Consider the following 21,864-nt stretch of genomic DNA (forward strand, 5'->3'; position numbering starts at 1 on the left):
ATACACCTTGGAAAATTTCATCGGTAACGGCGCGAACATCCAGTGGGAAAGCAACGGCCTGGATCAACTGTACAAGGCCTCGCGCACCTACTCCTACGGTTCCACCGCCAAGCATAAAATGGCCGGCGTGGTGGCGCGCACGGTGCAGCGCACCTTCAACAGCTTTCACCTGCTCACCGAGGAAAGTACGACCCAGGGCGATTGCGTCCAGCGGGTGCGCACCACCTTCCACACCGTCGACGGCCCCTTCGAACAGCAGCCGGCCTATTTCCAACTGCCTAAAACCGTGGAAAAGCGCTGGGAACTCACCAGCGATGTCACCCAGGTCCGCAGCGAAACATTGGCCACCACCTATGACAATTTCGGCAACCTGCTGCAAGAGCGCCAGCCCAACGGTATAACCACGGACTACGAATACTACCCGGTCGACGGCTACGTCGATGACGATGGAGACGTGCATTGCCCCGCCGACCCGCACGGTTTCGTGCGCAATCTGCGTTGCCAAACGGTGCACCCGGCCGAAGGGCACGAGGGTCAGGCGCCGGTCTTGCGCACTCGGTATCGCTATATGGAACTGTCGCCGCTGGACAATAGCCTGCCTGAGGGCAGTTTGCTCATGGCCAGTGAAGTGCTGCTTGAGGTTCGGGGGGATGGGGAAACAGAACAGCACAGGAGTCTCTTCGAGTACATCGACCACCCCACCGATGCCTTTCGGCACGGCAGGCCCCTGCAACACGTTGAATTGAAGAATGGCAACGCCACGACCACGGATTTTTGCTATGAAAAGATAGACGGGGAGGCGGGTGCCGAGACCGTGTTGCAGACCCTGGAAACCCTGACGGGCTTCGACCATGGCGAGCCGGATCGAAATGGCAAAGCCCGAAATGTGCAAAAAATAATCACCCGGCAGCATTCAGTGCTTCATGGCCAGGTGCTGCTCAGCCAGGACGACAATGATGTCGTGATCCGCACCACCTACGATGCGCTCCAGCGAGTGACCAGTGAAACCGTGGCGCCGGAAACCGAGTTCGAAGCCACGCGCCACTACACCTATGTCTTGACGTCCCTGGATGGGCAACAAGCGATGCAACAGCTTATCGACGTCAAGGGGGTGCGGACGCGCAGTTTCTTCGATGGACTAAACCGGGTGGTCCTGGAAGATCGCCAAGACGTGGACGACGACCCGGTAGGCAAGCCATGGCGGCCTGTATATTCGGCTCGATACGATGTGTTTGAGAACCTGGTCGAAGAAACCGAATTTGATTGGTTGGAAACACAATTACTGCCATTGGCCAGCGTCTACGAATTTGATGATTGGGGCCAGCAGTCCTGCGTGACCGGTCCGGACGGTGTCAAAACGTTCGAAATCACCGACCCGATCGGTGACAGGGTTGTGCCGATCGTACGTGCCTGGCGTCAGAGCTCCAGTGATGAGCTCTTGCACACGGGCGTGGAGACAACGTGGTTAGGTAAGTTCGAAAAACCGGAACGCATCGAGCGTCATGATCTGGCAGGACAACTGATCAGTGTGCACCGTTATGTTTACGACGGTCTCGGGCGTACGGTACGAGAGACTGACGCGCGCGATGCGATCACCGAGTATCGCTACGATGCCTATGACCGCATGACAGTGACCGTGCTGCCCGATAACGCACAGATCGTACGTGCATATGCTGAACACAGCAGCGAGGATCTGCCAACGAAGATCAGTGTCGATGGCGTGGTATTGGGTGAGCAGCGTTTCGATGGGCTCGACCGTATGACGCTGTCCAATACCGGTGGCCGTGTACGTCACATGATTTATGAGCCTGGCCAGGCCCAACCCGCTTCGGTACTCACTGCCTCGGGGCAGGAAGTAGTTTACGAATATGTGCCGTCATTAGGTGAGGAGCCCACACGGCGGCGTTTGCCGGGCGGTGACTCCAGCTACAGCTATGACAAGCTTACCGCTCGTTTACTCGATTGCCAGGAAGGCGATCAGCAACTGGTTCGGGAGTACTACAGCACCGGAGAGCTGAGAAGCGAGACGCGCCGCGAAAACGACCGTCAATACCAGATGGGATATGTCTACAGTTTTCGCGGGCGGCTGTTGCGCTATACCGATGTCCTGGGTCAGACCCAAAGCTATGACTATGACAACGCTGGACGCCTGAGATCGACCCGACTTGGCACTACCGTGTCGCAATTTACTTACGATGATCTGGGGCAGACCTGCGTCATTGAAACCCATGATGGGGTACAGATGTTGTGGTTGCGTATTGGCCTGACATATGACGCGCTTGGCCGCGAGATCTTGCGCACGTTCGACCGGGCGGGCTGGCAGCAGCAATTGATGCAGGCGTACAACGCCGTGGATGCCCTGGAACATAAATGTCTGAGCGAGGGTGGCGAGATTTTGCGTGACGAGCGTTATGAATACGATCTACGGGGGCGTTTGACGAACTACTTCTGCACAGGGCCCCTGTCTCCAATCGACCCTTATGGTAAGGCGATCAGAGCGCAGACATTCAGATTCGACGCACTGGATAACCTGACGCGTGTGCTGACCGACTTCCCAGAGGGGCGCAACGACGCTCACTATTTTTTCGAGGGCGAGGATCCGACACAGCTGAGCAGGGTGACCAACACGCATGCTGACTATCCTCGGCAAATCCAACTTGAATACGATGCCGATGGCAACATGACGCAGGATGAGTTGGCGCGCACGTTGGATTACGACGCGCTGGGGAGACTGATGACGGTTAGTGAGGGCGCCAGCGTTCGGGCCGGTGCCTAAGGTTGAGCGGCCCTCTGCTCGTTCGGCACACCGCTGGGTTGGGTATGACCGCCATGCTGGGTCAACGATGGCGGTCTCTTGAAGCTTGAGGGATTGCGAGGAGGAGGGTTACTTAATGAGTGGCTTATTGATCAAACCCAGTTCCAGCGCCTTGAACGCCGCCGTCCAGCGCGAATTCACACCAAACTTTCGCCGGATATTGCCAAAGTGATAGTTCACGCCGGCTTCGCTGCAGTTGATGATTTGGCTGATCTCCCAGGAAGACTTTCCGGCGGCGCTCCACTGTAGAACCTCTGTTTCCTTGCGGGTGAGTTTGACCGCTGTCGGTTGTTGCGAATCTTCGGACTGGAAATTGCCTTGGGCAGGTGCGGGATGGGTGCTGATTGGGTCGGTGCGATACATGATGAACACTCCCATTTAACGAAAATGGCATGGGGCGGCGAAGTCTCCCTACTTCTTGGCGTGGCTCGCACGACCCTGATTCAGACCTTGGGGGCTGTAGGAACGGTTTCGTTATAGCTCGATTCAAACCACTTGAAACCTGTCAGACATGACAGGTGGTGGATGCGAAATGATGAATGGTTGAAAGGTTGTCATACCGAAGCGATTGATATCTTTGGTATTTTTTAAGATTTGGTTGATTCACTGTGGTAAGGGGATTCGCTAGATCCCTCAGCCCAGGTTTAATATTTCTCCATTTAAATTTGCATTCAATCAATCCCGGGTATATACACGCACCATGCTTCCTTCCCAATGTCTGTGCATCAACCTGCGTCGCGCCGCCCGTGGCGTCAGCAGGTACTACGACGGCGCTCTCGATGGCTTCGGGATCAACGTTGCCCAGTATTCCTTGCTCAATAACCTGGCGCGCCTGGACCAGCCGAGCATCTCATCCCTGGCCGAGGCCATGGGGTTGGACCGCAGCACCCTCGGACGCAACCTGAGGGTGCTGGAAGGCGAGGGGCTGGTGAAGCTGGCTGAGGGCGACGATTTGCGTAACCGCATCGTCGTGCTCACCGAGGCGGGGAATGCCCGGTTGGCGGCGGCATTGCCGGCCTGGGAAGCGGCGCAACAGAAACTGATCGATAAGCTCGGTGCCGAAAAACGTGCGACCTTGCTGGCCTTGCTGGATGAACTGGCGTGACGCCGGTTCGTCCGATGATAAGTGGGTATATACCCGCGACCGGAGAACAAGAATGACATCGATGTGGCGTACCTGTGGTTGGGTCCTGGTGGGCAGCGCGCTGATCCTGGCGTTATCGCTGGGCGTGCGGCATGGTTTCGGGCTGTTCCTGGCGCCCATGAGTGCCGAGTTCGGCTGGGGCCGTGAGGTGTTCGCCTTCGCCATTGCCTTGCAGAACCTGATCTGGGGCCTGGCGCAGCCTTTCACCGGCGCCTTGGCCGATCGCTTCGGTGCCGCGAAAGTGGTGCTCATCGGCGGGGTTCTTTATGCCGTCGGCTTGGTATTCATGGGCATGGCCGACTCGCCATGGTCCTTGTCGCTGAGTGCGGGGCTGTTGATTGGCATCGGCCTGTCGGGCACGTCTTTCTCGGTGATCCTGGGCGTGGTCGGACGGGCCGTGCCGCCGGAAAAGCGCAGCATGGGCATGGGCATCGCCAGTGCTGCCGGTTCCTTCGGCCAGTTCGCCATGCTGCCGGGTACGCTGGGGCTGATCGGCTGGCTCGGTTGGTCGGCGGCGCTGCTGGCGCTGGGGTTGCTGGTGGCGTTGATCGTGCCACTGGTGAGCATGCTCAAGGATTCGCCGTTGCCGGTGGCCGGCCATGAACAAACCCTGGCCGAAGCCTTGCGCGAAGCGTGCAGCCATTCCGGGTTCTGGCTGCTGGCGGTGGGCTTCTTTGTCTGCGGTTTCCAGGTGGTGTTCATCGGCGTGCATCTGCCGGCGTACCTGGTGGACCAACACCTGCCCGCCAGCGTCGGTACCACCGTGTTGGCCCTGGTCGGTTTGTTCAATATTTTCGGCACCTATACCGCCGGCTGGCTGGGCGGGCGCATGTCCAAGCCGCGCCTGCTGACCGGGTTGTACCTGATGCGGGCGGTGGTGATCGGTTTGTTCCTGTGGCTGCCGGTAACGACCACCACGGCGTACCTGTTCGGCATGGCGATGGGCTTTCTGTGGCTGTCGACGGTGCCGTTGACCAATGGCACGGTGGCGACGTTGTTTGGTGTACGAAATCTCTCGATGTTGGGTGGGATCGTGTTCCTGTTCCACCAGTTGGGCTCGTTCCTCGGTGGTTGGCTGGGCGGGGTGGTGTATGACCGCACCGGCAGCTACGACTTGATCTGGCAGGTGTCGATCCTGCTCAGCCTGTTGGCGGCGGCGTTGAACTGGCCGGTGCGTGAGCGGCCAGTGGCGCGCTTGCAAGTCCAGGTCGGTGCGGCATGAGTCGCGTCGGCCCGTGGTTGATCGCTGTCGGTGCCGGCCTGCTGCTGGCGTTTGCCTGGTGGGGTTGGCATCAGGGCGGCTTGGCGTTGATGCAACTGGGCATGGGCACGTGCTGAACAATGGACGGCATCGGACGCGGCGAGTAACGTCGTGGTCTGACACGTTTTTAAGGACATACCGACATGTTGATGCGCTGGTTTGCTGTTCCCGCCCTGTTGCTGGCTGTGACCGGGCAAGTCTGGGCCGCCGACTGCCCGCCGTTGCTGGAGGGTTCGTTGCCCAAGCTGCGGGCCAAGGAAACCGTCGACTTATGCCAGCGCTTCGCCGGCAAGCCCCTGGTGGTGGTCAACACTGCCAGCTTCTGTGGGTTCGCCCCGCAATTCAAAGGCCTTGAGGCGCTCAACCAGCGCTACAAGGACCAAGGCTTGCAAGTGCTGGGCGTGCCGTCCAATGATTTCAAGCAGGAAGCCAAGGACGGGGCAGAAACCGCCAAGGTCTGCTACGTCAATTACGGCGTGACCTTTACCATGACCGAACCACAACCGGTGCGTGGTGCGGATGCGATACCGCTGTTCAAGCACCTGGCTGAACAATCCGCCGCGCCGAAGTGGAATTTCTACAAGTACGTGGTGGACCGCCAGGGTAAAGTCGTTGGCAGTTTTTCCAGTCGGATCAAGCCTGACGATCCGGATTTCATCAAGGCTGTGGAGACGGCCATCGCCTCAAAACCCTGATTGCCCGTCACGAAAAAGCCCCGCTTCCTTGCAGAGAGCGGGGCTTTTTTTGCTTCAGGTGGCGAGAGGTTCAGTTTCGCCGTGAAACATTAGAAGCGGTAGGTTGCACCCACACCGAAACCGTTGGCGCTGTTTTCGTATTTGGCGTTGTAGGACTGGCCGAGGGCGTTGTCGCCGCTGACGTTGACTTTTTCTTCCTTGAGGTAGGAATAAGCGACGTCGATGGTCAGGTCATCGGTCGGGCTCCAACCGGCGCCCAGGCTGAAGATGGTCCGGTCGCCGGTCGGGATGCGTGGCGAGCGGTCGGTGTTGTTGGTCGGCGCCTGGTCGAAGGTCAGGCCGGTACGCAGTACCCACTGCTTGTTCAACTGGTAGGAGGTCCCGATGGCGTAGGCCCAGGTGTCGTGCCAGTTCTGTTCTTCAGTAATGGAGCTGAAGAACCCCGGCGCGAAAGCGCCACCCGTCGCTGGCGTCACACCGTCATTGTTCACGGTGATTTCTTTCAGGCGGCTCCAACGCGTCCAGGTGCTGCCCGCGTAGACGGTCCAGGCATCGTTGATTTGCTGCGTGACCGAAAAGTCCACCGATTCAGGCGTCGTGATGTCCAGCGAAGCATCGTAGCGCGCGCCGTTCAGCAGGCTGGGAGGCGTGCCCGCCCCAGGGCTGATTTCGGTGTGGCCTTCGAGCTTGTACTTGACCTTGGAGTGGTAGGTCAGGCCAACACGGGTGGTATCGGTCGCCTGGACCAGCAAGCCGATGTTGTAGCCATAGCCGATGTCGTCACCCTTGATCTTCACACTACCGTCATTCGGCGACAGCGGCGAGGTCAAATCCGATTCCAGGGAGCCGGAAATACGGTTGATGGTCGGGCCGAAACCGATCGAGACCTTGTCGTTGAAGGCATAGCTGACGGTTGGCTGGAAAGTGACGACCTTCACTTCGCTCTTGCTGCCGAAGTTACGGCCTTGGAAGCCATTTTCATAATCGGTGATCAAGCCGAACGGTGCATAGACACCCAAGCCGAAAGCCCACTGATCATCGATAGGCTTGACGTAGTAACCCATCGGAACGCCAGTGAGCGGAACCATGTCGCCCTTGTTGGTACCGGACTGGGTGCCGCTGGCATCGTCGATGTCGGTCGAGGCATCAATGGCGGCGAAACCACCAGTGACTTGCTGGCGCTTGAGGCGCGACATGCCGGCAGGGTTGCCGAACACGGTGCTGGCGTCATCGGCAGAAGAAGAACGTCCTGCGAAACCAGTGCCCATGCCACTGATGCTTTGTTCGTTCAAGGCAAAGCCACTGGCGAAAAGTTGCGTGGATGCCAAGGTAACGGCAAGGCCAAGTGTGGTTTTGAGCATCATTTTTTTCATTGTTAGAACTCCTGGTGATCACCGGGGCGAAAATTACCAACATTTTCGTTCAAGCGCTATAGCCTGGATGGCTTGATTTAGAGCGGTTTTGTAGGACAATCCGACCAGATTCGCGACCGTTGTGGGAAGTTTCCAAATTTCCCGTCAGCAAGCGACCTGATTCAGCGGTGAAATACAGCTTCGCCAAGCGCAGGTGAAATCTCGCAGGCGCCCTTGGGGATGAAAGGTCTGGCGCCAGATGCGAGCCATGCCCAGCAGGTCATCGGCGTCGGGAAGCGCGGTGTTCTGTTCCTCCACCAACAGCCAGGCGATGGCGGTGGCGTAGCGCAGGTTGACGGTCAATTCCAGGTGCGGGCCGCTGAGAAAGGCGTGCTGGCTGGCCAGGCCGCGCACCAGGCTGGCCCGTTCCGGATCCCGCGCCAGGTAATGGTCCCAAAGGGCTTGGTGTCGGGGCTCTGTGATGCGATACAGGCCATGTCCGCGGCGATCATGCAGGGCTGAACCCAGGGCAGATTGGCTGGCGGCAATACCCAGCAACAAGGATTCCGCGGTTGCGCTGTGACACTCCAGGTAGAGGAGCGTCGGGCGGATCACATATCGACACAGTTCGCTGGCAGCGATACCCATAAAACCCTCGTGATGTGAGGTGGGCGGAGCCTGAGGAGTGTGGGCTTGGCAGCAGTGGATCGGTCCAGGCTCCGCCAGAAGCGGATCATGCCGCTTGACTTGAAGTGTAGTGTCATATTCCCGCTGTAAAGGACTGTTTTTAAAACATCTTCGGCGAATGGTTATAACTGTTATATCCCTTGGTGCTTACGCCGTTTCGCTTTATCGAGAAATTTCGGGCAATAAAAAGCCCCGCTTCATGGGCGGGGCCTTGGGGGTTTCAGCCTTTCTGCGTCTCAGGCAACCAGTGCCTGACGGGTACGCTCGATCACGGCCTGCAGCGGTTCGGCGCTGGAGTACTGGTCGGGGTACAGGCGTTCGCTGTGACGGGCGATGCCGTGTTCGTTGACCAGCGTGAAGCTGAAGCAGCCTTTGCGAGCGGCCATGATCAGGCAGTTCATTGGAGCAAAAGCGTTGGTTAGGGTGCGGATGGCATCCTGTGTCTGGATTTGAGTAGACATGTTATGGGTGTTCCTACAAATGACACGGTTAAGAACCGTGCAACGTTAAAACGTTCCAGTAACGTCGACCACCATTGGTCGAACGAAGAACCCGACTGGAACAAAGCAGCCAGTTTGAGCGCTATATAAAGTGCGCGCTTGGGCTGGCAGGTAGGTACTTAGGAGGGCAGGCAACACATCGAGGGCAAAGGTTCTGGGCCCGGGGTGAAGATCCTGATCAATTTTGCAGGTTGGTTCGGTCAGAGTAATGAGCCTGGCAACACCCTTCGGATTCGATCGAAGGCTGTGTTGGCGCAAGGTTTACCTGGAAACCATCGAGGGGGTCGGTCTCCTTTTTTCGGTGAGCGTCCTTTGGAGGATGGCTGACCGCGGAGATGTGTTCGACCCGGAATTGACTTTCAGCTTGGTACTAACGCCGCGGATACTAACGGATTGAATCTGTGAAGGGAAGGGTGTTGATTAAAAAATATTCAAACGAGCCCTGGCAATGAGTCGAGCCATGACCCGTGGCGAGGGAGCTTGCTCCCGCTGGGCTGCGCAGCAGTCCTAAAGATAGGGCCGCTTCGCGCTGGAGCGCCAGCCCGGCCCAGCGGGAGCAAGCTCCCTCGCCACGGGGTCGGTTTTCAATCTGATCCAAGGATGAACGGCTTAGCACAGGATTCTAACGTCTGCTGGTGTGGTCAGGTTACCCAAGCGTCGCGCATGGCCTCAGGTTATCCCCAGCTTCATACCGCCAGATGCGCCAAAAAATCGCAGCGTTATAACCCGTTCAGCTGTTACTTGTGCACACTCGCCGCACCACTTGTCACCTTACTGTCATGTCGAAACAATCCGGGGTGGGTGCCTGTATCCAAAATTTAAGTCAATGAAAAACATCGCTTTTTTTTACTGGTGAAAAAATCGTCAGTTTGAGCCCAGGCCCCGTTCCACAGGGCTTTGCGCGAGTTCAGGGTGGGTTGTCCACTGACTTATCCACAGCTTCTGTGGATTGTCCCAAGCGCTTGCTCTAGCACGGGCGTGCCGGTTTTTTTTCGGCTTTACCCGTACGAAAAAAGGAGTAAAGTGGCGCGCCTTCCGATCTGTCCCACAGTGTTTATGAAGTTTCGCTCAGTATCAAATCCTGTTACTTCCGCACCCTCTGGTGTTACCCCACCCAAGCGTATGTCGATGCGGGTGGCTGAGTGGCTGCTCGACAGCCCGCGGCTCGGGGACAGCCCCAGCGTCAAGCACCTCGCCGGTCGTTTGCTCAAGCAACCGGCCCGTGAAGGCGTGGTGGCTGCGCAAAGTCGTCTCGGGCAGTTGATGTGCCGTGAATGCGGCAACGCTCGGGATCGACGCATCGGCCACGACCTGCTGCGCCAGGCCGCCCGGGCCGGCGATGATCGTGCCCGCCGGGCCCTCGGTGAAATCGAAGACTGAAATCGCAGACTGCGCTGGGCAACCCCCAGCCGCTTGGTTAACCTTCGGGCTTTATTTGATCGGCAGGAATTGTCATGGCTATGGATTTGACCAGCCTGTTGTTTGGCCTGGCAGGCGCCGCGGTGCCGTTGCTGGCACTGGCCTGGCACCTGCAACGCCAAGCCGCCACTGCCCAGACCGAATTGGCTCTGCTGGAAGAGCGCCTGGCCACGGCCCACATGGCCCACGATGGCCTCAACGCCCAGCTCGATGCCTGCCGCGACGAGATCAGCGACCTGAGCCAGGCCAACGCCGCCAAGCAAGCCGAGCTTGCCGCGGCCTGTCGCGAAGTCGATTTGCTGCAGATCGAGCGCGACAATGCGCGGGATGCGGCCCACGCCTGGAACCTTGAACGCGCCAACAAGGAAGCCGAGCTGCGTCGGCTCGATGCCCAGGCGGCGTCGTTGCAGGCCGAACTGCGCGAGCAACAGGAAAGTCATCAGCAACGCCTGGATGACCTGCAAGGTTCGCGAGATGAGCTGCGGGCACAGTTCGCCGAGCTTGCTGGAAAGATCTTCGATGAACGTGAGCAACGCTTCGCCGAAACCAGCCAGCAACGCCTGGGCCAGTTGCTCGATCCGCTGAAAGAGCGCATCCAGTCCTTCGAAAAACGCGTTGAAGAAAGTTATCAGGCCGAGGCCCGGGAGCGTTTCTCCCTGGGCAAGGAACTGGAACGCCTGCAACAACTCAACCTGCGCCTGAGCGACGAGGCCACCAACCTCACCCGCGCGCTCAAGGGCCAGAAAACCCAGGGCAACTGGGGCGAACTGATCCTGGAGCGGGTGCTTGAACATGCCGGCCTGGAGAAGGGCCGCGAATATCAGACCCAAGTCAGCCTCAAGGGTCCGGACGGTGAGCGTTTCCAGCCGGACGTGTTGATTTACCTGCCGGGCGACAAGCAAGTGGTGGTCGATTCCAAGGTCAGCCTCACGGCCTACCAGCAGTACGTGGCGGCCGAAGATGACGCCATCGGCCAACTCGCCCTCAAGCAACATGTGCTGTCGTTGCGAACTCACGTCAAAGGCTTGGCCGGCAAGGACTACAAGCGCCTGGACGGTTTGCACAGCCTGGATTTCGTGTTGCTGTTCGTGCCGATCGAAGCGGCGTTTTCCGCCGCCCTGCAAGCCGAGCCGAACCTGTTCCAGGAAGCCTTCGACCGCAACATCGTGATCGTCAGCCCGACCACGCTGCTGGCGACACTACGGGTGATCGACAGCTTGTGGAAGCAGGAACGCCAGAGCCAGAACGCCCGGGAAATCGCCGAGCGGGCCGGGTGGCTGTATGACAAATTCGTTTTGTTTATCCAGGATCTGGACGAGATCGGCAGTCGCTTGCAGCAGTTGGACAAAGCCTACAGCGCAGCGCGCAACAAACTGACGGAAGGGCGCGGCAACCTGGTCAGCCGCAGCGAACAACTCAAGCTGCTTGGCGCCCGGGCCAGCAAGAGCTTGCCCAGCGAACTGCTCGAACGGGCGATGACCGATGCGGATGGGCTGCCGGAGTTGCCGGAAGAAGCCAGCGAGAAAACCCAGGGCTGAAGCGAACCCAAAGCTGAAGCCGCCCTCGGGCTGAATCAGATCTCAAGGCAAAAACAGCACCCTGTGGCGAGGGAGCTTGCTCCCGCTGGGCTGCGCAGCGGCCCTCTTTCTTGTGAGTGCTGCGCACTCAAGCGGGAGCAAGCTCCCTCGCCATAGGAGCTATCATTTGCCGAAGTTACAACGGCAAATGCCGACTCAACAACGCCCGCAACGCCGCCGGCTTCACCGGCTTGGCCAGGTAATCCAGGCCTGCCGCATGCACCAGTGCCACCGTCTCGGGCCGACCATCGGCGCTGATCACCACGCCCGGCACCGGTTCTCCCATGCGCCTGCGCAACCAGGCCATCAGTTCGGTGCCGGTCTCGCCGTCGTCCAGATGAAAGTCCACCAGCGCCAGTTGCGGTCGGCCGCCCTGGGCCAGCCAACGCTCGCATTCCTCGCGGTTGCGCGCCGTCCACACCTGGCAACCCCAGCGCGTCAGCAGGCTATTCATGCCGATCAGGATGCTGTCTTCGTTATCGACGCACAGCACCTGCGCGCCGCTTGGCAAATGACCGTTGGGCTCGGTCACGGCGCTCGGTGCGACAGTTTGCGTCTGGGCCAAGGGAACGCTGACACTAAACACGCTGCCACGCCCCGGCCAGGAGCGCACCTGCAGGCTATGGTCCAGCACGCGACAGAGCCCGTCGGCGATGGCCAGGCCCAGCCCCAGGCCTTTTTCGGCGCGGGTCTGGTGGCTGTCCAGGCGCTTGAACTCTTCGAATATGACCTGCAGCTTGTCCTCGGCGATGCCCGGCCCGCGATCCCAGACCTCCAGGCACAACTCGCCGTTGCGCCGGCGCACGCCCAGCAACACCGGCCCCTTGGCGTAGCGGAACGCGTTGGTCAAGAAGTTCTGCAAAATACGTCGCAGCAGCTTGATATCGCTGTCCACGCGCAGGGATGAGCCGCGAACCCGGAACTTCAAGCCTTGCTCCTGGGCCAGCGCCGTGAACTCTGCACCGAGGGTGTCGAACAGGTCGTTGAGGGCGAAGGGCTTGCGGTCGGGGTTGATCTTGCCGTTTTCCAGGCGGGAGATATCCAGCAGGTCGGTGATCAGGTCTTCCGCCGAGCGCAGCGAACTGTCCAAGTGGTGCACCAGTTGCCGGGCCTCGCTCGGCAACGCGTTGTGCTGATGGGACAACGCTGCGGAGAACAGGCGCGCGGCGTTGAGCGGTTGCATCAGGTCGTGGCTGACCGCGGCCAGGAACCGGGTCTTGGACTGGTAAGCCGCTTCGGCGGTGCCCTTGGCGTCGGTCAGGGCCAGGTTCAGTTGGGACAATTCCCGCGTGCGTTCGGCCACCCGTTGCTCCAGCCCCTCGTTGGCTTCCGTCAACGCCTGCGCGGCCTCGCGGAAGGCGGTGATGTCGGTGAAGCTCATGACGAAACCACCACCGGGCATGGGGTTGCCGATCAGCTCGATGACCCGGCCGTTGGGGAACAGTCGCTCGGAGGTATGGGCGCGGCCCTGGCGCATCCAGTGCAGGCGCCTGGCGACGTGGACTTCCGCCTCGCCCGGCCCACAGAGGCCACGTTCGGCGTTGTAGCGGATGATGTCGGCAATGGGCCGGCCGACACTGATCAAGCCATCCGGGTAGTTGAACAGTTCCAGGTAGCGACGATTCCACGCCACCAGCCTAAGGGATTGGTCGACCACGCTGATGCCCTGGCTGATGTTTTCGATGGCGCCTTGCAGCAGTGCGCGGTTGAACTGCAGCACTTCCGACGCTTCGTCCGCGATCCGGACCACGTCTTCAAGCTGCATTTCCCGACCTTCGATAGCGGCTTTTACCACGGCGCGTGTCGAAGAGGCGCCGAGTACACCGGCCAGCAGGCGTTCGGTGTGGGCGATCCATTCGCTGTCGGCGTTCTGGTTCGGGTTGAAGCCTTTGCCTTGGCGGTAGGCAAAGCGGATGAAGCTCTGCCGCGCCCGTTCTTCACCGACGAAACGCGCGGCCAGTTGCAACAGGTCTTCGATGTGCACCGCCAGCATCGAGCGGGGGTTGGGACGGGCGCTGATTTCCTGGCCGATGAAGCGTCCGGCCTGCCAGTGCTCCGAGACCCGGGTGCGCGACAGCACGGACACCCAGGCAAACAGCGTGAAGTTGCCGGCCAGGGAAAGGACCACCCCTTGGGTCAGCGGGGTAATCGGCAGGTTCAGCGGATTGCCGTGCAACCAGGCCAGGCCCGGGAAGGTGCTGAGCGACCAGCCGAGGCTGTGGGCGGCGATCGGCAGGACCAAGGTGTAGAACCACAGGAAGATCCCCGTGGCGAGGCCAGCGAATACGCCGCGGCGGTTGGCCTGTTTCCAGTACAGCGCACCGAGCATGGCTGGGGCCAGCTGGGTCACGGCGGCGAAGGCGATCTGGCCGATGGTCGCTAGGCTCGCCGTCGAACCCAGCAGACGGTAACTGACGTAGGCCAGCAACAGGATCACCACGATGCTCACTCGGCGCACCGAGAGCATCCACTGGCGGAACACCTCGAAAGGGCGTTCGGCGGCGTTGCGGCGCAGCAGCCACGGCAACAACATGTCGTTGGAAACCATGGTCGACAGCGCCACGCTGGCGACGATCACCATGCCGGTGGCCGCCGAGGCGCCGCCGATGAACGCCAGCACGGCCAGGGCCGGGTGGGCCTGGGCCAGCGGCAGGCTGATGACGAACGAGTCCGGCAGCACCGAGCTGGGCAGCATCATTTGCCCGGCGAGAGCGATGGGCACCACGAACAGCGCGGCCAGGGCCAGGTAGGCGGGAAACACCCATTTGGCCAGGCGCAGGTCCTGGGGCTCGATGTTTTCCACCACGGTCACGTGGAACTGCCGTGGCAAGCAGATGATCGCCATCATCGCCACCCCGGTCTGCACCACCATGGACGGCCAGTTGATGGTTTCTTTCCAGTATTGCTCCAGGCGTGGGGCGAGCATCGCCTGATTGAAAAGGTCGTCGAAGCCGTCATACAGGCCGTACGTGACGAACGCACCGACGGCCAGGAAGGCGAACAGCTTGACCAGGGATTCGAAGGCGATCGCCAGCACCATGCCGCGGTGGTGTTCGGTGGCGTCCAGGTTGCGGGTACCGAACACGATGGTGAACAGCGCCAGGATCAGCGAGACGATCAGCGCGGTGTCCTGGGCGCGCGTGCCCATGGCATCGGCGCCGGCGCCGATCAACAGGTTCACCCCGAGCACGATGCCCTTGAGCTGCAAGGCGATGTACGGCAGCACGCCGACCAGGCAGATCAACGCGACCACCACCGCCAGGGATTGGGATTTGCCGTAGCGGGCGGCAATGAAGTCGGCGATGGAGGTGATGTTCTCCTGCTTGCTGATCATCACCATTTTCTGCAGCACCCACGGCGCGAACACCAGCAGCAGGATCGGCCCGAGGTAGATCGGCAGGAATGACCAGAGCTGTTCGGCGGCCTGGCCCACGGCGCCAAAGAACGTCCAACTGGTGCAATAGACCGCCAGCGACAGGCTGTAGACCCAGGCCCGCACCCGTGGCGGCAGCGGCGTGCTGCGCCGGTCGCCGTAGAAGGCGATGGCGAACATGATGGCCATATAGGCCAGGGCGACAACGGCGATCAGCCCGCTGGACAACGACATGGAAACTCCCCGACAAAGACACCGGGGCTTGAGCCCGGCAGGACAGTCTCGCATGCCCGCTCGGGTTCGTCAGTGTCGACCAAGGTCGAGGCGTGGTGGGGTGTCGCAGGTGGGGGAGTACTCGGGTTATTGGGTGTTCTTTCGGGCCTCTTCGCGAGCAGGCTCGCTCCCACATTGGATCTGTGGTGGATACAAATCTTGTGTCCACTGGAGAACCCATGTGGGAGCGAGCCTGCTCGCGAAAGCGCTGGGTCAGCTTGCATCGATGTTGAATGTGCACCCCGCCTTCGCGAGCAAGCTCGCTCCCACAGGGATCTGGGGTGGACACTCGCTCTATGGGCACCCATGGAACCCGTGTGGGAGCGAGCTTGCTCGCGATGGCGGCCTTACTGACCCAACGCAATATCCACCAACCGATGCAGCTCTTCTACCGCCAACGGCGCGGTGGCAAAGAGTATGCGGAACACCGTCGGCGCCACCACCACATTGATCAGCCGCTCGATTGCGTCAGTCGGTGAAACCAGTCAGCGATGGCGTTCGGCCTTGAAACCCGGCATGCAAGAGCCGCCGGCAGTGGGTTAGTCTTGGCACCTCAACCTGCTTACGGACGGATTCCTTGAAAATCATTCGCAGCAAGTCCTTCACCGGTGACCGTGCCTGGGCGGCGCTCGATATCGCCAACATGAACGGCATCACCACGCGCCTGCACTGGACCGATCAGCCGTACAAATGGCACGTCAACGACGGCCAGGAAGTTTTCGTGGTGCTCGATGGGCAAGTGCGGATGTGCTATCGGGAAGAGGGTGTCGAAAAGGCGACCCTGCTGGACGTTGGGGACATTTTCTACGCCTCGGTGGGCACCGAACATGTCGCCAAGCCTTTGGGCGAAGCGAGAATCCTGGTGATCGAAACCGAGGGCAGCGTCTGACGTTTATCTGTAAAACAGATTACATATAGAGAAATTACCCGTTATATGGATATTCGATCCAGCCCTAGCATGGCTCCACCTCATCCGGGGACAGGAGTTCGCCATGACATGCTATGCCGCCAAAAACCGCTTGCGCCCGTTGAGCCATTTGCCCAGGCCGCTGGAAGCCATTCGCCAATTCACACCTAACTGGTTCGCCGTGACCATGGGCACCGGTGTGCTGGCGCTGGCCTTGGCGCAATGGCCGGCGCAGATGCCGGGCCTGCGCGCCTTGGGCGAAGGGTTGTGGTTGTTCAACACGCTGTTGTTCGTGGTGTTCGCCCTCATGTACACGGCCCGTTGGGTGCTGTTCTTCGACGAAGCGCGACGGATTTTCGGCCATTCGACGGTCTCGATGTTTTTCGGCACCATTCCCATGGGGCTGGCGACCCTCATCAACGGCTTTCTGGTCTTTGGGCTGCCGCGCTGGGGGGAGGGCGTGGTGGCGGTGGCCGAGACGTTATGGTGGATCGACGTGGCCATGTCGCTGGCCTGTGGCGTGCTGATCCCCTTCTTGATGTTCACCCGCCAGGAACACCGGATCGACCAGATGACCGCCGTGTGGTTGTTGCCGGTGGTGGCCGCCGAAGTCGCGGCGGCCAGCGGCGGGCTGTTGGCGCCGCATCTGGCCGACGTCCATGGGCAACTGGTCATGCTGGTGACCAGTTACGTGCTCTGGGCCTTTTCCCTGCCCGTGGCGTTCAGCATCCTGACGATTCTGCTGTTGCGCATGGCCCTGCACAAACTGCCTCACGAGAACATGGCCGCCTCGAGCTGGCTGGCCCTCGGCCCGATTGGCACCGGTGCCTTGGGCATGTTGCTGCTGGGCAACGATGCCCCGCTGATTTTTGCCGCCAATGGCCTGCCCGGCGTGGGCGACATCGCCGCCGGCTTGGGCCTGGTGGCTGGCATCACGCTGTGGGGCCTGGGCTTGTGGTGGATGTTGATGGCGCTGCTGATCACCGCGCGCTATTTGCGCGAAGGCATTCCCTTCAACCTAGGCTGGTGGGGCTTTACCTTTCCCCTGGGCGTGTACGCGCTAACGACACTGAAGCTTTCCGAGCTGCTGGGCCTGGGTTTCTTCGGCGTGTTCGGTGCTGTGCTGGTGGCCATGCTGGTGGTGATGTGGCTGATCGTTGGGCGGCGCACGGTGCTGGGCGCCTGGCACGGTGAGCTGTTTGTGTCGCCCTGCATCGCAGGGCTGGCGAAATAATCGCTAAAGACAGGTAATGTGTGGCCTGGATCGAAAAACGTTCATTCCAATAAGCGTCCACGCCACTCAGGAACATGGAAGATGAGTCACCCTTCGCAGTTCACCTTGCTTCGCACGCGGCGTTTTCTGCCGTTCTTCATCACGCAGTCCTTGGGCGCGTTCAACGACAACATTTTCAAGCAGTCGCTGATCCTCGCCATCCTCTACAAATTGACCATCGAAGGCGACCGCTCGATCTGGGTCAACCTCTGCGCGCTGCTGTTCATCCTGCCATTCTTTCTGTTCTCGGCATTGGCGGGGCAGTTCGGGGAAAAATTCGCCAAGGACGCGTTGATTCGTCTGATCAAGCTTGGCGAAATCGCCATCATGGCGGTGGGCGCGGTGGGTTTCCTGTTCGATCACTTGTGGCTGATGCTGGTGGCGCTGTTCGCCATGGGCACGCATTCGGCGTTGTTCGGTCCGGTGAAGTATTCGATCTTGCCGCAGGCCTTGCGTGAAGATGAGTTGGTCGGCGGCAACGGCTTGGTGGAGATGGGCACGTTCCTGGCGATCCTGGCAGGCACCATTGGCGCCGGAATCATGATGTCCTCGGCGCATTACGCCCCGGTGGTGGCTAGCGCGATCATCGGCATCGCCGTGCTTGGTTACCTGGCCAGTCGCAGCATTCCGCGCGCGGCGGCGGCCTCGCCGCAAATGCGTCTGAACTGGAACATCTTCAGTCAATCCTGGGCCACCCTGAAATTGGGGTTGGGGCAAACCCCGGCGGTGTCCCGGTCGATTGTCGGCAACTCCTGGTTCTGGTTCGTCGGGGCGATTTACCTGACGCAGATTCCCGCCTATGCCAAGGAGTGGATGCACGGCGACGAGACCGTGGTGACCTTGATCCTCACAGTGTTCTCGGTGGGGATCGCGTTGGGTTCCATGCTTTGTGAAAAGCTTTCCGGGCGCAAAGTCGAGATCGGCCTGGTGCCGTTCGGTTCGTTCGGTTTGACCGTGTTTGGCCTGCTGTTGTGGTGGCATTCCGGTGGAATTCCCGCCAGCGTCGAGGGCCACGGTTGGCTTGCAGTGCTCGGTTTTGGCCATGCCTGGCTGGTGTTGATCGACATCCTCGGATTGGGCGTCTTTGGCGGTTTCTACATCGTGCCGCTGTATGCGCTGATCCAGTCGCGCACCGTGGAGAACGAGCGGGCGCGGGTGATTGCCGCCAACAATATTCTTAATGCGTTGTTCATGGTGGTCTCGGCGATCGTCTCCATCATGTTGCTGAGCCTGGCCAAGCTGTCGATCCCGCAGCTGTTCCTGGTGGTGTCGTTGCTCAACATCGGCGTCAACGCCTACATCTTCAAGATCGTCCCCGAGTTCAGCATGCGTTTCATGATCTGGCTGCTGAGCCATTCCATGTACCGCGTGGAGCATCGCAACTTGGAGGCGATACCGGATGAAGGCGCAGCGCTGCTGGTCTGCAATCACGTGTCCTTCGTCGATGCCTTGCTGATTGGCGGCGCGGTGCGTCGGCCGATTCGCTTCGTGATGTACTACAAGATCTACAACCTGCCGGTCCTGAATTTCATCTTCCGCACCGCCGGCACCATCCCGATTGCCGGGCGCCAGGAAGATATCCATATCTATGAAAAAGCCTTCAAGCGAATTGCCCAATACTTGAAGGACGGCGAGCTGGTGTGCATTTTCCCTGAAGGAAAACTGACAGCAGACGGTGAGATCAATGAGTTCAAGAGTGGACTGACGCGCATCCTCCAGGAAACCCCGGTGCCAGTGATTCCCCTGGCGCTGCAGGGGTTGTGGGGCAGTTTCTTCAGTCGCGACCCGGCCAAGGGGCTGTTTCGCCGGTTCTGGTCGCGGGTGACGTTGGTGGCGGGTTCGGCGGTGGAAGTCGAGGCGGCAACGCCTTCGAGTTTGCAGGCGTTGGTGGGGGAACTGCGTGGGGCTGTCAGGTAACTGCTGACTGTGAGGGCCCCTTCGCGAGCAAGCTCGCTCCCACATTGGACCGAATCGCCTAGGCTGCATGCGGTCAAAGTGTGGGAGCGAGCTTGCTCGCGATAGCGGCAGTGGCTAGGCGCTGACCTTGAGGCCGATCAATCCGACGACAATCAACGCCACGCTGGCCAGGCGAACCAGCGCCATCGACTCACCAAACAAAATGATCCCGGCGATCACCGTGCCCACGGCACCGACCCCGGTCCAGATCGCATAGGCCGTCCCCAGCGGAAGTTCCTTCATCGCCAGGCCGAGCAGGCCGAGGCTGATCGCCATGGCGGCGATGGTCAGTGCGGTGGGAAGAGGGCGGCTGAAACCGTCGGTATATTTCAGGCCGACAGCCCAGCCGACTTCGAACAGGCCGGCAAAAAACAGAATGATCCAGGACATCACGCACCTCATCGATGGGTGGGGTCGTCCCCGGATAGTGAACTCTTTGGAGTTGCGGGGTCGTCCCCGCATTGGGCGCAAGAGTGCCCAATGCTGACTGTTTGGTCAAGTCGCTCGGTCAGTCTGCCGCTTGACGGTCAAGTAGCTCGCGGTCCTGTTTTTCGCTCATGCGCCGGAAGTACGTCGAGAGCAGGGCTCCGGAAATATTGTGCCAGACGCTGAACAGCGCACTGGGCACCGCCGCCAGCGGCGAAAAGTGCGCGCTCGCCAGCGCCGCGCCGAGGCCGGAGTTCTGCATGCCGACTTCCAATGAAAGGGTTTTGCGCTGGGCCAACGGCAAGCCGAACAAACGCCCGGTGAAGTACCCCAGCAGATAACCGAAGCTGTTGTGCAGCATCACAATGGCCATGATCAGCAGGCCGGATTCGGCGATCTTCGCCTGACTGGCCGCGACCACCGCCGCCACAATGATCACGATGCTCACCACGGATATCAGTGGCAGCACGTCTATGGCATGACGAACCCGGGCACCCAACAGGCGTTGGGCGACGATGCCCAGGGCGATCGGCACCAGCACGATTTGCAGGATCGACCAGAACAACGCCGAGAACGACACCGGCAACCAGGCCGAGGCCAGCAGCCAGATCAGCGCAGGGGTCAGCAGCGGAGCAAGCAGGGTGGTGATGGCGGAAATCGCCACGGCCAAGGCCAAATCACCGCGCGCCAGCCAGGTCATGACGTTGGACGATGTACCGCTCGGGCAGCAACCCACCAGAATGACGCCGACGGCGATCTCCGGCGGCAGGCTGAATATTTGGCAAAGCAACCACGCCGTACCGGGCATGATCACGAATTGGGCAACCACCCCCAGGGCTACGCGTCCTGGATGGCGGGCGACTTCGGCAAAATCCTCCAGCTTCAATGCCAGGCCCATGCCGAACATCACCAGGCCCAGTAGCGGCACGATGGCGACTTTCAGGCCAACGAACCATTGCGGTTGCAGGAAAGCCAGTACCGCGAAAAACAGTACCCAGTAAGCGAAGGTGTTGCCGACGAAGCGGCTTAATGCAGCCAATGCGCGCATGACCTGATCCTTATTATTAAGAACACCGAATACTAATGTGGGAGCGAGCTTGCTCGCGATAGCGGAGTGTCAGTCAACATCTTGGTGGCTGTCATACCGCTATCGCGAGCAAGCTCGCTCCCACAAGGGTAACCCGTTGCTTTTTTAGATCCCCTGGGGAATCTCTTCACCACCCAACGCTTCCACCAGCGCCGGCAAGAACTCGCCGAACGTCAGCATCATCAGCGTGAAGCTGGCGTCCAGTTGGCCGAGCGCTTCGTCGCCGCCGTCCTGCTCTGCCTGGTCCTGCAACAGGTCTTCGAACTTCAGGCGCTTGACCACCATCTTGTCGTCGAGCACGAAGGACAACTTGTCCTGCCAGGCCAGCGACAATTGCGTCACCACCTTGCCGGTGTTCAGGTGCAGCTGGATTTCGTCGCTGGTCAGATCCTGGCGCTTGCAACGCACGATGCCGCCGTCTTCATGGGTGTCGCGCAGTTCGCATTCATCCAGAACGAAGAAGTCGTCCGCGGCCTTTTGGGTCTTGACCCAGTCGGTCATGGTTGCGGTCGGGGCCATCTTGACCGTCAGCGGGCGTACCGGCAGCGAGCCGATGACTTCGCGCAGGGTCGACAGCAGGTCTTCGGCGCGTTTCGGGCTGGCCGAGTTCACCAGGATCAGGCCCTGTTTCGGCGCGATTGCGGCAAAGGTGGACGAGCGACGGATGAACGCACGGGGCAGGAACGCCTGGATGATTTCATCCTTGAGCTGGTCCCGTTCCTTTTTATAGACCTTGCGCATTTGCTCGGCTTCGATCTCTTCGACCTTTTCCTTCAGGGCATCGCGCACGACGCTGCCCGGCAAGATGCGTTCTTCCTTGCGCGCGGCGATCAGCAGGAAGTCCTGGCTGACGTGTACCAGCGGCGCGTCTTCGCCTTTGCCAAACGGCGCGACGAAACCGTAAGTGGTCAACTCCTGGCTTGCACATGGACGCGCCAGTTTGCTGGCCAGTGCAGTTTCCAACGCCTCGGCATCAAAAGGCAGATCTTGGGTCAGGCGATAGATAAGCAGGTTTTTGAACCACATGGGGTGAGTCTCTCCTTTATACAAAGGGGGGCATTATTCTCTTCGCGGCGCCATAGGCCAACCCTTCGCTAAGCCTTTGGAAGGCCTGAAAAA

General features: G+C 60.1%; 17 protein-coding genes and 1 pseudogene. 9 read left to right on the top strand and 9 right to left on the bottom strand.

Annotated features, from left to right (window positions below):
- A partial coding sequence (locus ACIPQ1_RS26790; RefSeq protein WP_446535067.1) for an RHS repeat domain-containing protein occupies positions 1-2,776 on the top strand: 2,776 nt, incomplete at its 5' end.
- A 108-nt stretch (positions 2,777-2,884) separates the two neighbouring features.
- On the opposite strand, the gene ACIPQ1_RS26795 is transcribed toward ACIPQ1_RS26790, so the two are convergent.
- Positions 2,885-3,178 carry a helix-turn-helix transcriptional regulator gene (locus ACIPQ1_RS26795; protein ID WP_250964642.1) on the bottom strand — a complete coding sequence of 98 codons (294 nt, stop codon included), beginning with the start codon at positions 3,176-3,178 and terminating at the stop codon, positions 2,885-2,887.
- Between the two features lie 337 nt (positions 3,179-3,515).
- Here ACIPQ1_RS26795 and ACIPQ1_RS26800 point away from each other — a divergent pair, with 337 nt between their 5' ends.
- The 3 genes from ACIPQ1_RS26800 to ACIPQ1_RS26810 all read left to right on the top strand — a co-directional run bounded on the left by ACIPQ1_RS26800 (position 3,516) and on the right by ACIPQ1_RS26810 (position 5,915).
- Entirely contained in the window at positions 3,516-3,920 is a 405-nt protein-coding gene (locus ACIPQ1_RS26800; RefSeq protein ID WP_030142382.1) for a MarR family winged helix-turn-helix transcriptional regulator, read from the top strand.
- A 52-nt stretch (positions 3,921-3,972) separates the two neighbouring features.
- Complete coding sequence (locus ACIPQ1_RS26805) at positions 3,973-5,181, top strand: MFS transporter (RefSeq protein ID WP_446535068.1); 1,209 nt, start codon at positions 3,973-3,975, stop codon at positions 5,179-5,181.
- Between the two features lie 182 nt (positions 5,182-5,363).
- Entirely contained in the window at positions 5,364-5,915 is a 552-nt protein-coding gene (locus ACIPQ1_RS26810; RefSeq protein ID WP_186709893.1) for a glutathione peroxidase, read from the top strand.
- Between the two features lie 89 nt (positions 5,916-6,004).
- Here ACIPQ1_RS26810 and ACIPQ1_RS26815 read toward each other — a convergent pair whose 3' ends face one another.
- The 3 genes from ACIPQ1_RS26815 to ACIPQ1_RS26825 form a co-directional block, all read right to left on the bottom strand.
- A complete protein-coding gene (locus ACIPQ1_RS26815; RefSeq protein ID WP_250964646.1) occupies positions 6,005-7,288 on the bottom strand; it encodes an OmpP1/FadL family transporter in 1,284 nt (427 codons plus the stop codon).
- 144 nt (positions 7,289-7,432) lie between these two features.
- Entirely contained in the window at positions 7,433-7,915 is a 483-nt protein-coding gene (locus ACIPQ1_RS26820) for a hypothetical protein (RefSeq protein WP_250964647.1), read from the bottom strand.
- Between the two features lie 275 nt (positions 7,916-8,190).
- Positions 8,191-8,415 (bottom strand): hypothetical protein, encoded by a 225-nt coding sequence (locus ACIPQ1_RS26825; protein ID WP_008051046.1) that lies wholly within the window; start codon positions 8,413-8,415, stop codon positions 8,191-8,193.
- Between the two features lie 1,095 nt (positions 8,416-9,510).
- On the opposite strand from ACIPQ1_RS26825, the gene ACIPQ1_RS26830 reads away from it, so the two are divergent.
- Entirely contained in the window at positions 9,511-9,834 is a 324-nt protein-coding gene (locus tag ACIPQ1_RS26830; RefSeq protein ID WP_186728746.1) for a sel1 repeat family protein, read from the top strand.
- Between the two features lie 188 nt (positions 9,835-10,022).
- Complete coding sequence (gene rmuC / locus ACIPQ1_RS26835; protein ID WP_411387547.1) at positions 10,023-11,411, top strand: DNA recombination protein RmuC; 1,389 nt, start codon at positions 10,023-10,025, stop codon at positions 11,409-11,411.
- A gap of 175 nt (positions 11,412-11,586) precedes the next feature.
- Here the strand turns inward: rmuC and ACIPQ1_RS26840 are convergent, their stop codons facing one another.
- The gene (locus ACIPQ1_RS26840) at positions 11,587-15,057 is read right to left on the bottom strand and encodes a hybrid sensor histidine kinase/response regulator (protein ID WP_411385370.1); all 3,471 of its coding nucleotides are present in this window, start codon (positions 15,055-15,057) and stop codon (positions 11,587-11,589) included.
- Positions 15,058-15,443: 386 nt separating this feature from the next.
- A pseudogene (locus tag ACIPQ1_RS26845) lies at positions 15,444-15,557 on the bottom strand (TetR family transcriptional regulator); the annotation flags it as partial.
- Between the two features lie 116 nt (positions 15,558-15,673).
- On the opposite strand from ACIPQ1_RS26845, the gene ACIPQ1_RS26850 reads away from it, so the two are divergent.
- From ACIPQ1_RS26850 to ACIPQ1_RS26860, 3 genes are all read left to right on the top strand, one after another.
- A complete protein-coding gene (locus tag ACIPQ1_RS26850; protein WP_250964649.1) occupies positions 15,674-15,985 on the top strand; it encodes a cupin in 312 nt (103 codons plus the stop codon).
- A 103-nt stretch (positions 15,986-16,088) separates the two neighbouring features.
- Positions 16,089-17,237, top strand: a complete 1,149-nt coding sequence (locus ACIPQ1_RS26855) for a TDT family transporter (RefSeq protein WP_411385368.1) — start codon at positions 16,089-16,091, stop codon at positions 17,235-17,237.
- A gap of 81 nt (positions 17,238-17,318) precedes the next feature.
- Positions 17,319-19,193: an MFS transporter gene (locus ACIPQ1_RS26860; RefSeq protein ID WP_446535069.1), complete on the top strand. Its 1,875-nt coding sequence runs from the start codon at positions 17,319-17,321 to the stop codon at positions 19,191-19,193.
- A gap of 114 nt (positions 19,194-19,307) precedes the next feature.
- Here the strand turns inward: ACIPQ1_RS26860 and sugE are convergent, their stop codons facing one another.
- From sugE to rdgC, 3 genes are all read right to left on the bottom strand, one after another.
- Complete coding sequence (gene sugE, locus ACIPQ1_RS26865) at positions 19,308-19,622, bottom strand: quaternary ammonium compound efflux SMR transporter SugE (protein ID WP_411385366.1); 315 nt, start codon at positions 19,620-19,622, stop codon at positions 19,308-19,310.
- 118 nt (positions 19,623-19,740) lie between these two features.
- Positions 19,741-20,706, bottom strand: coding sequence for a bile acid:sodium symporter family protein (locus ACIPQ1_RS26870; RefSeq protein WP_411385365.1), 966 nt, complete (start codon positions 20,704-20,706; stop codon positions 19,741-19,743).
- A 144-nt stretch (positions 20,707-20,850) separates the two neighbouring features.
- Entirely contained in the window at positions 20,851-21,771 is a 921-nt protein-coding gene (gene rdgC, locus ACIPQ1_RS26875; RefSeq protein ID WP_014339706.1) for a recombination-associated protein RdgC, read from the bottom strand.
- Positions 21,772-21,864 lie beyond the last annotated feature (93 nt).

It is taken from the genome of Pseudomonas sp. LARHCG127 (genome assembly GCF_052871455.1).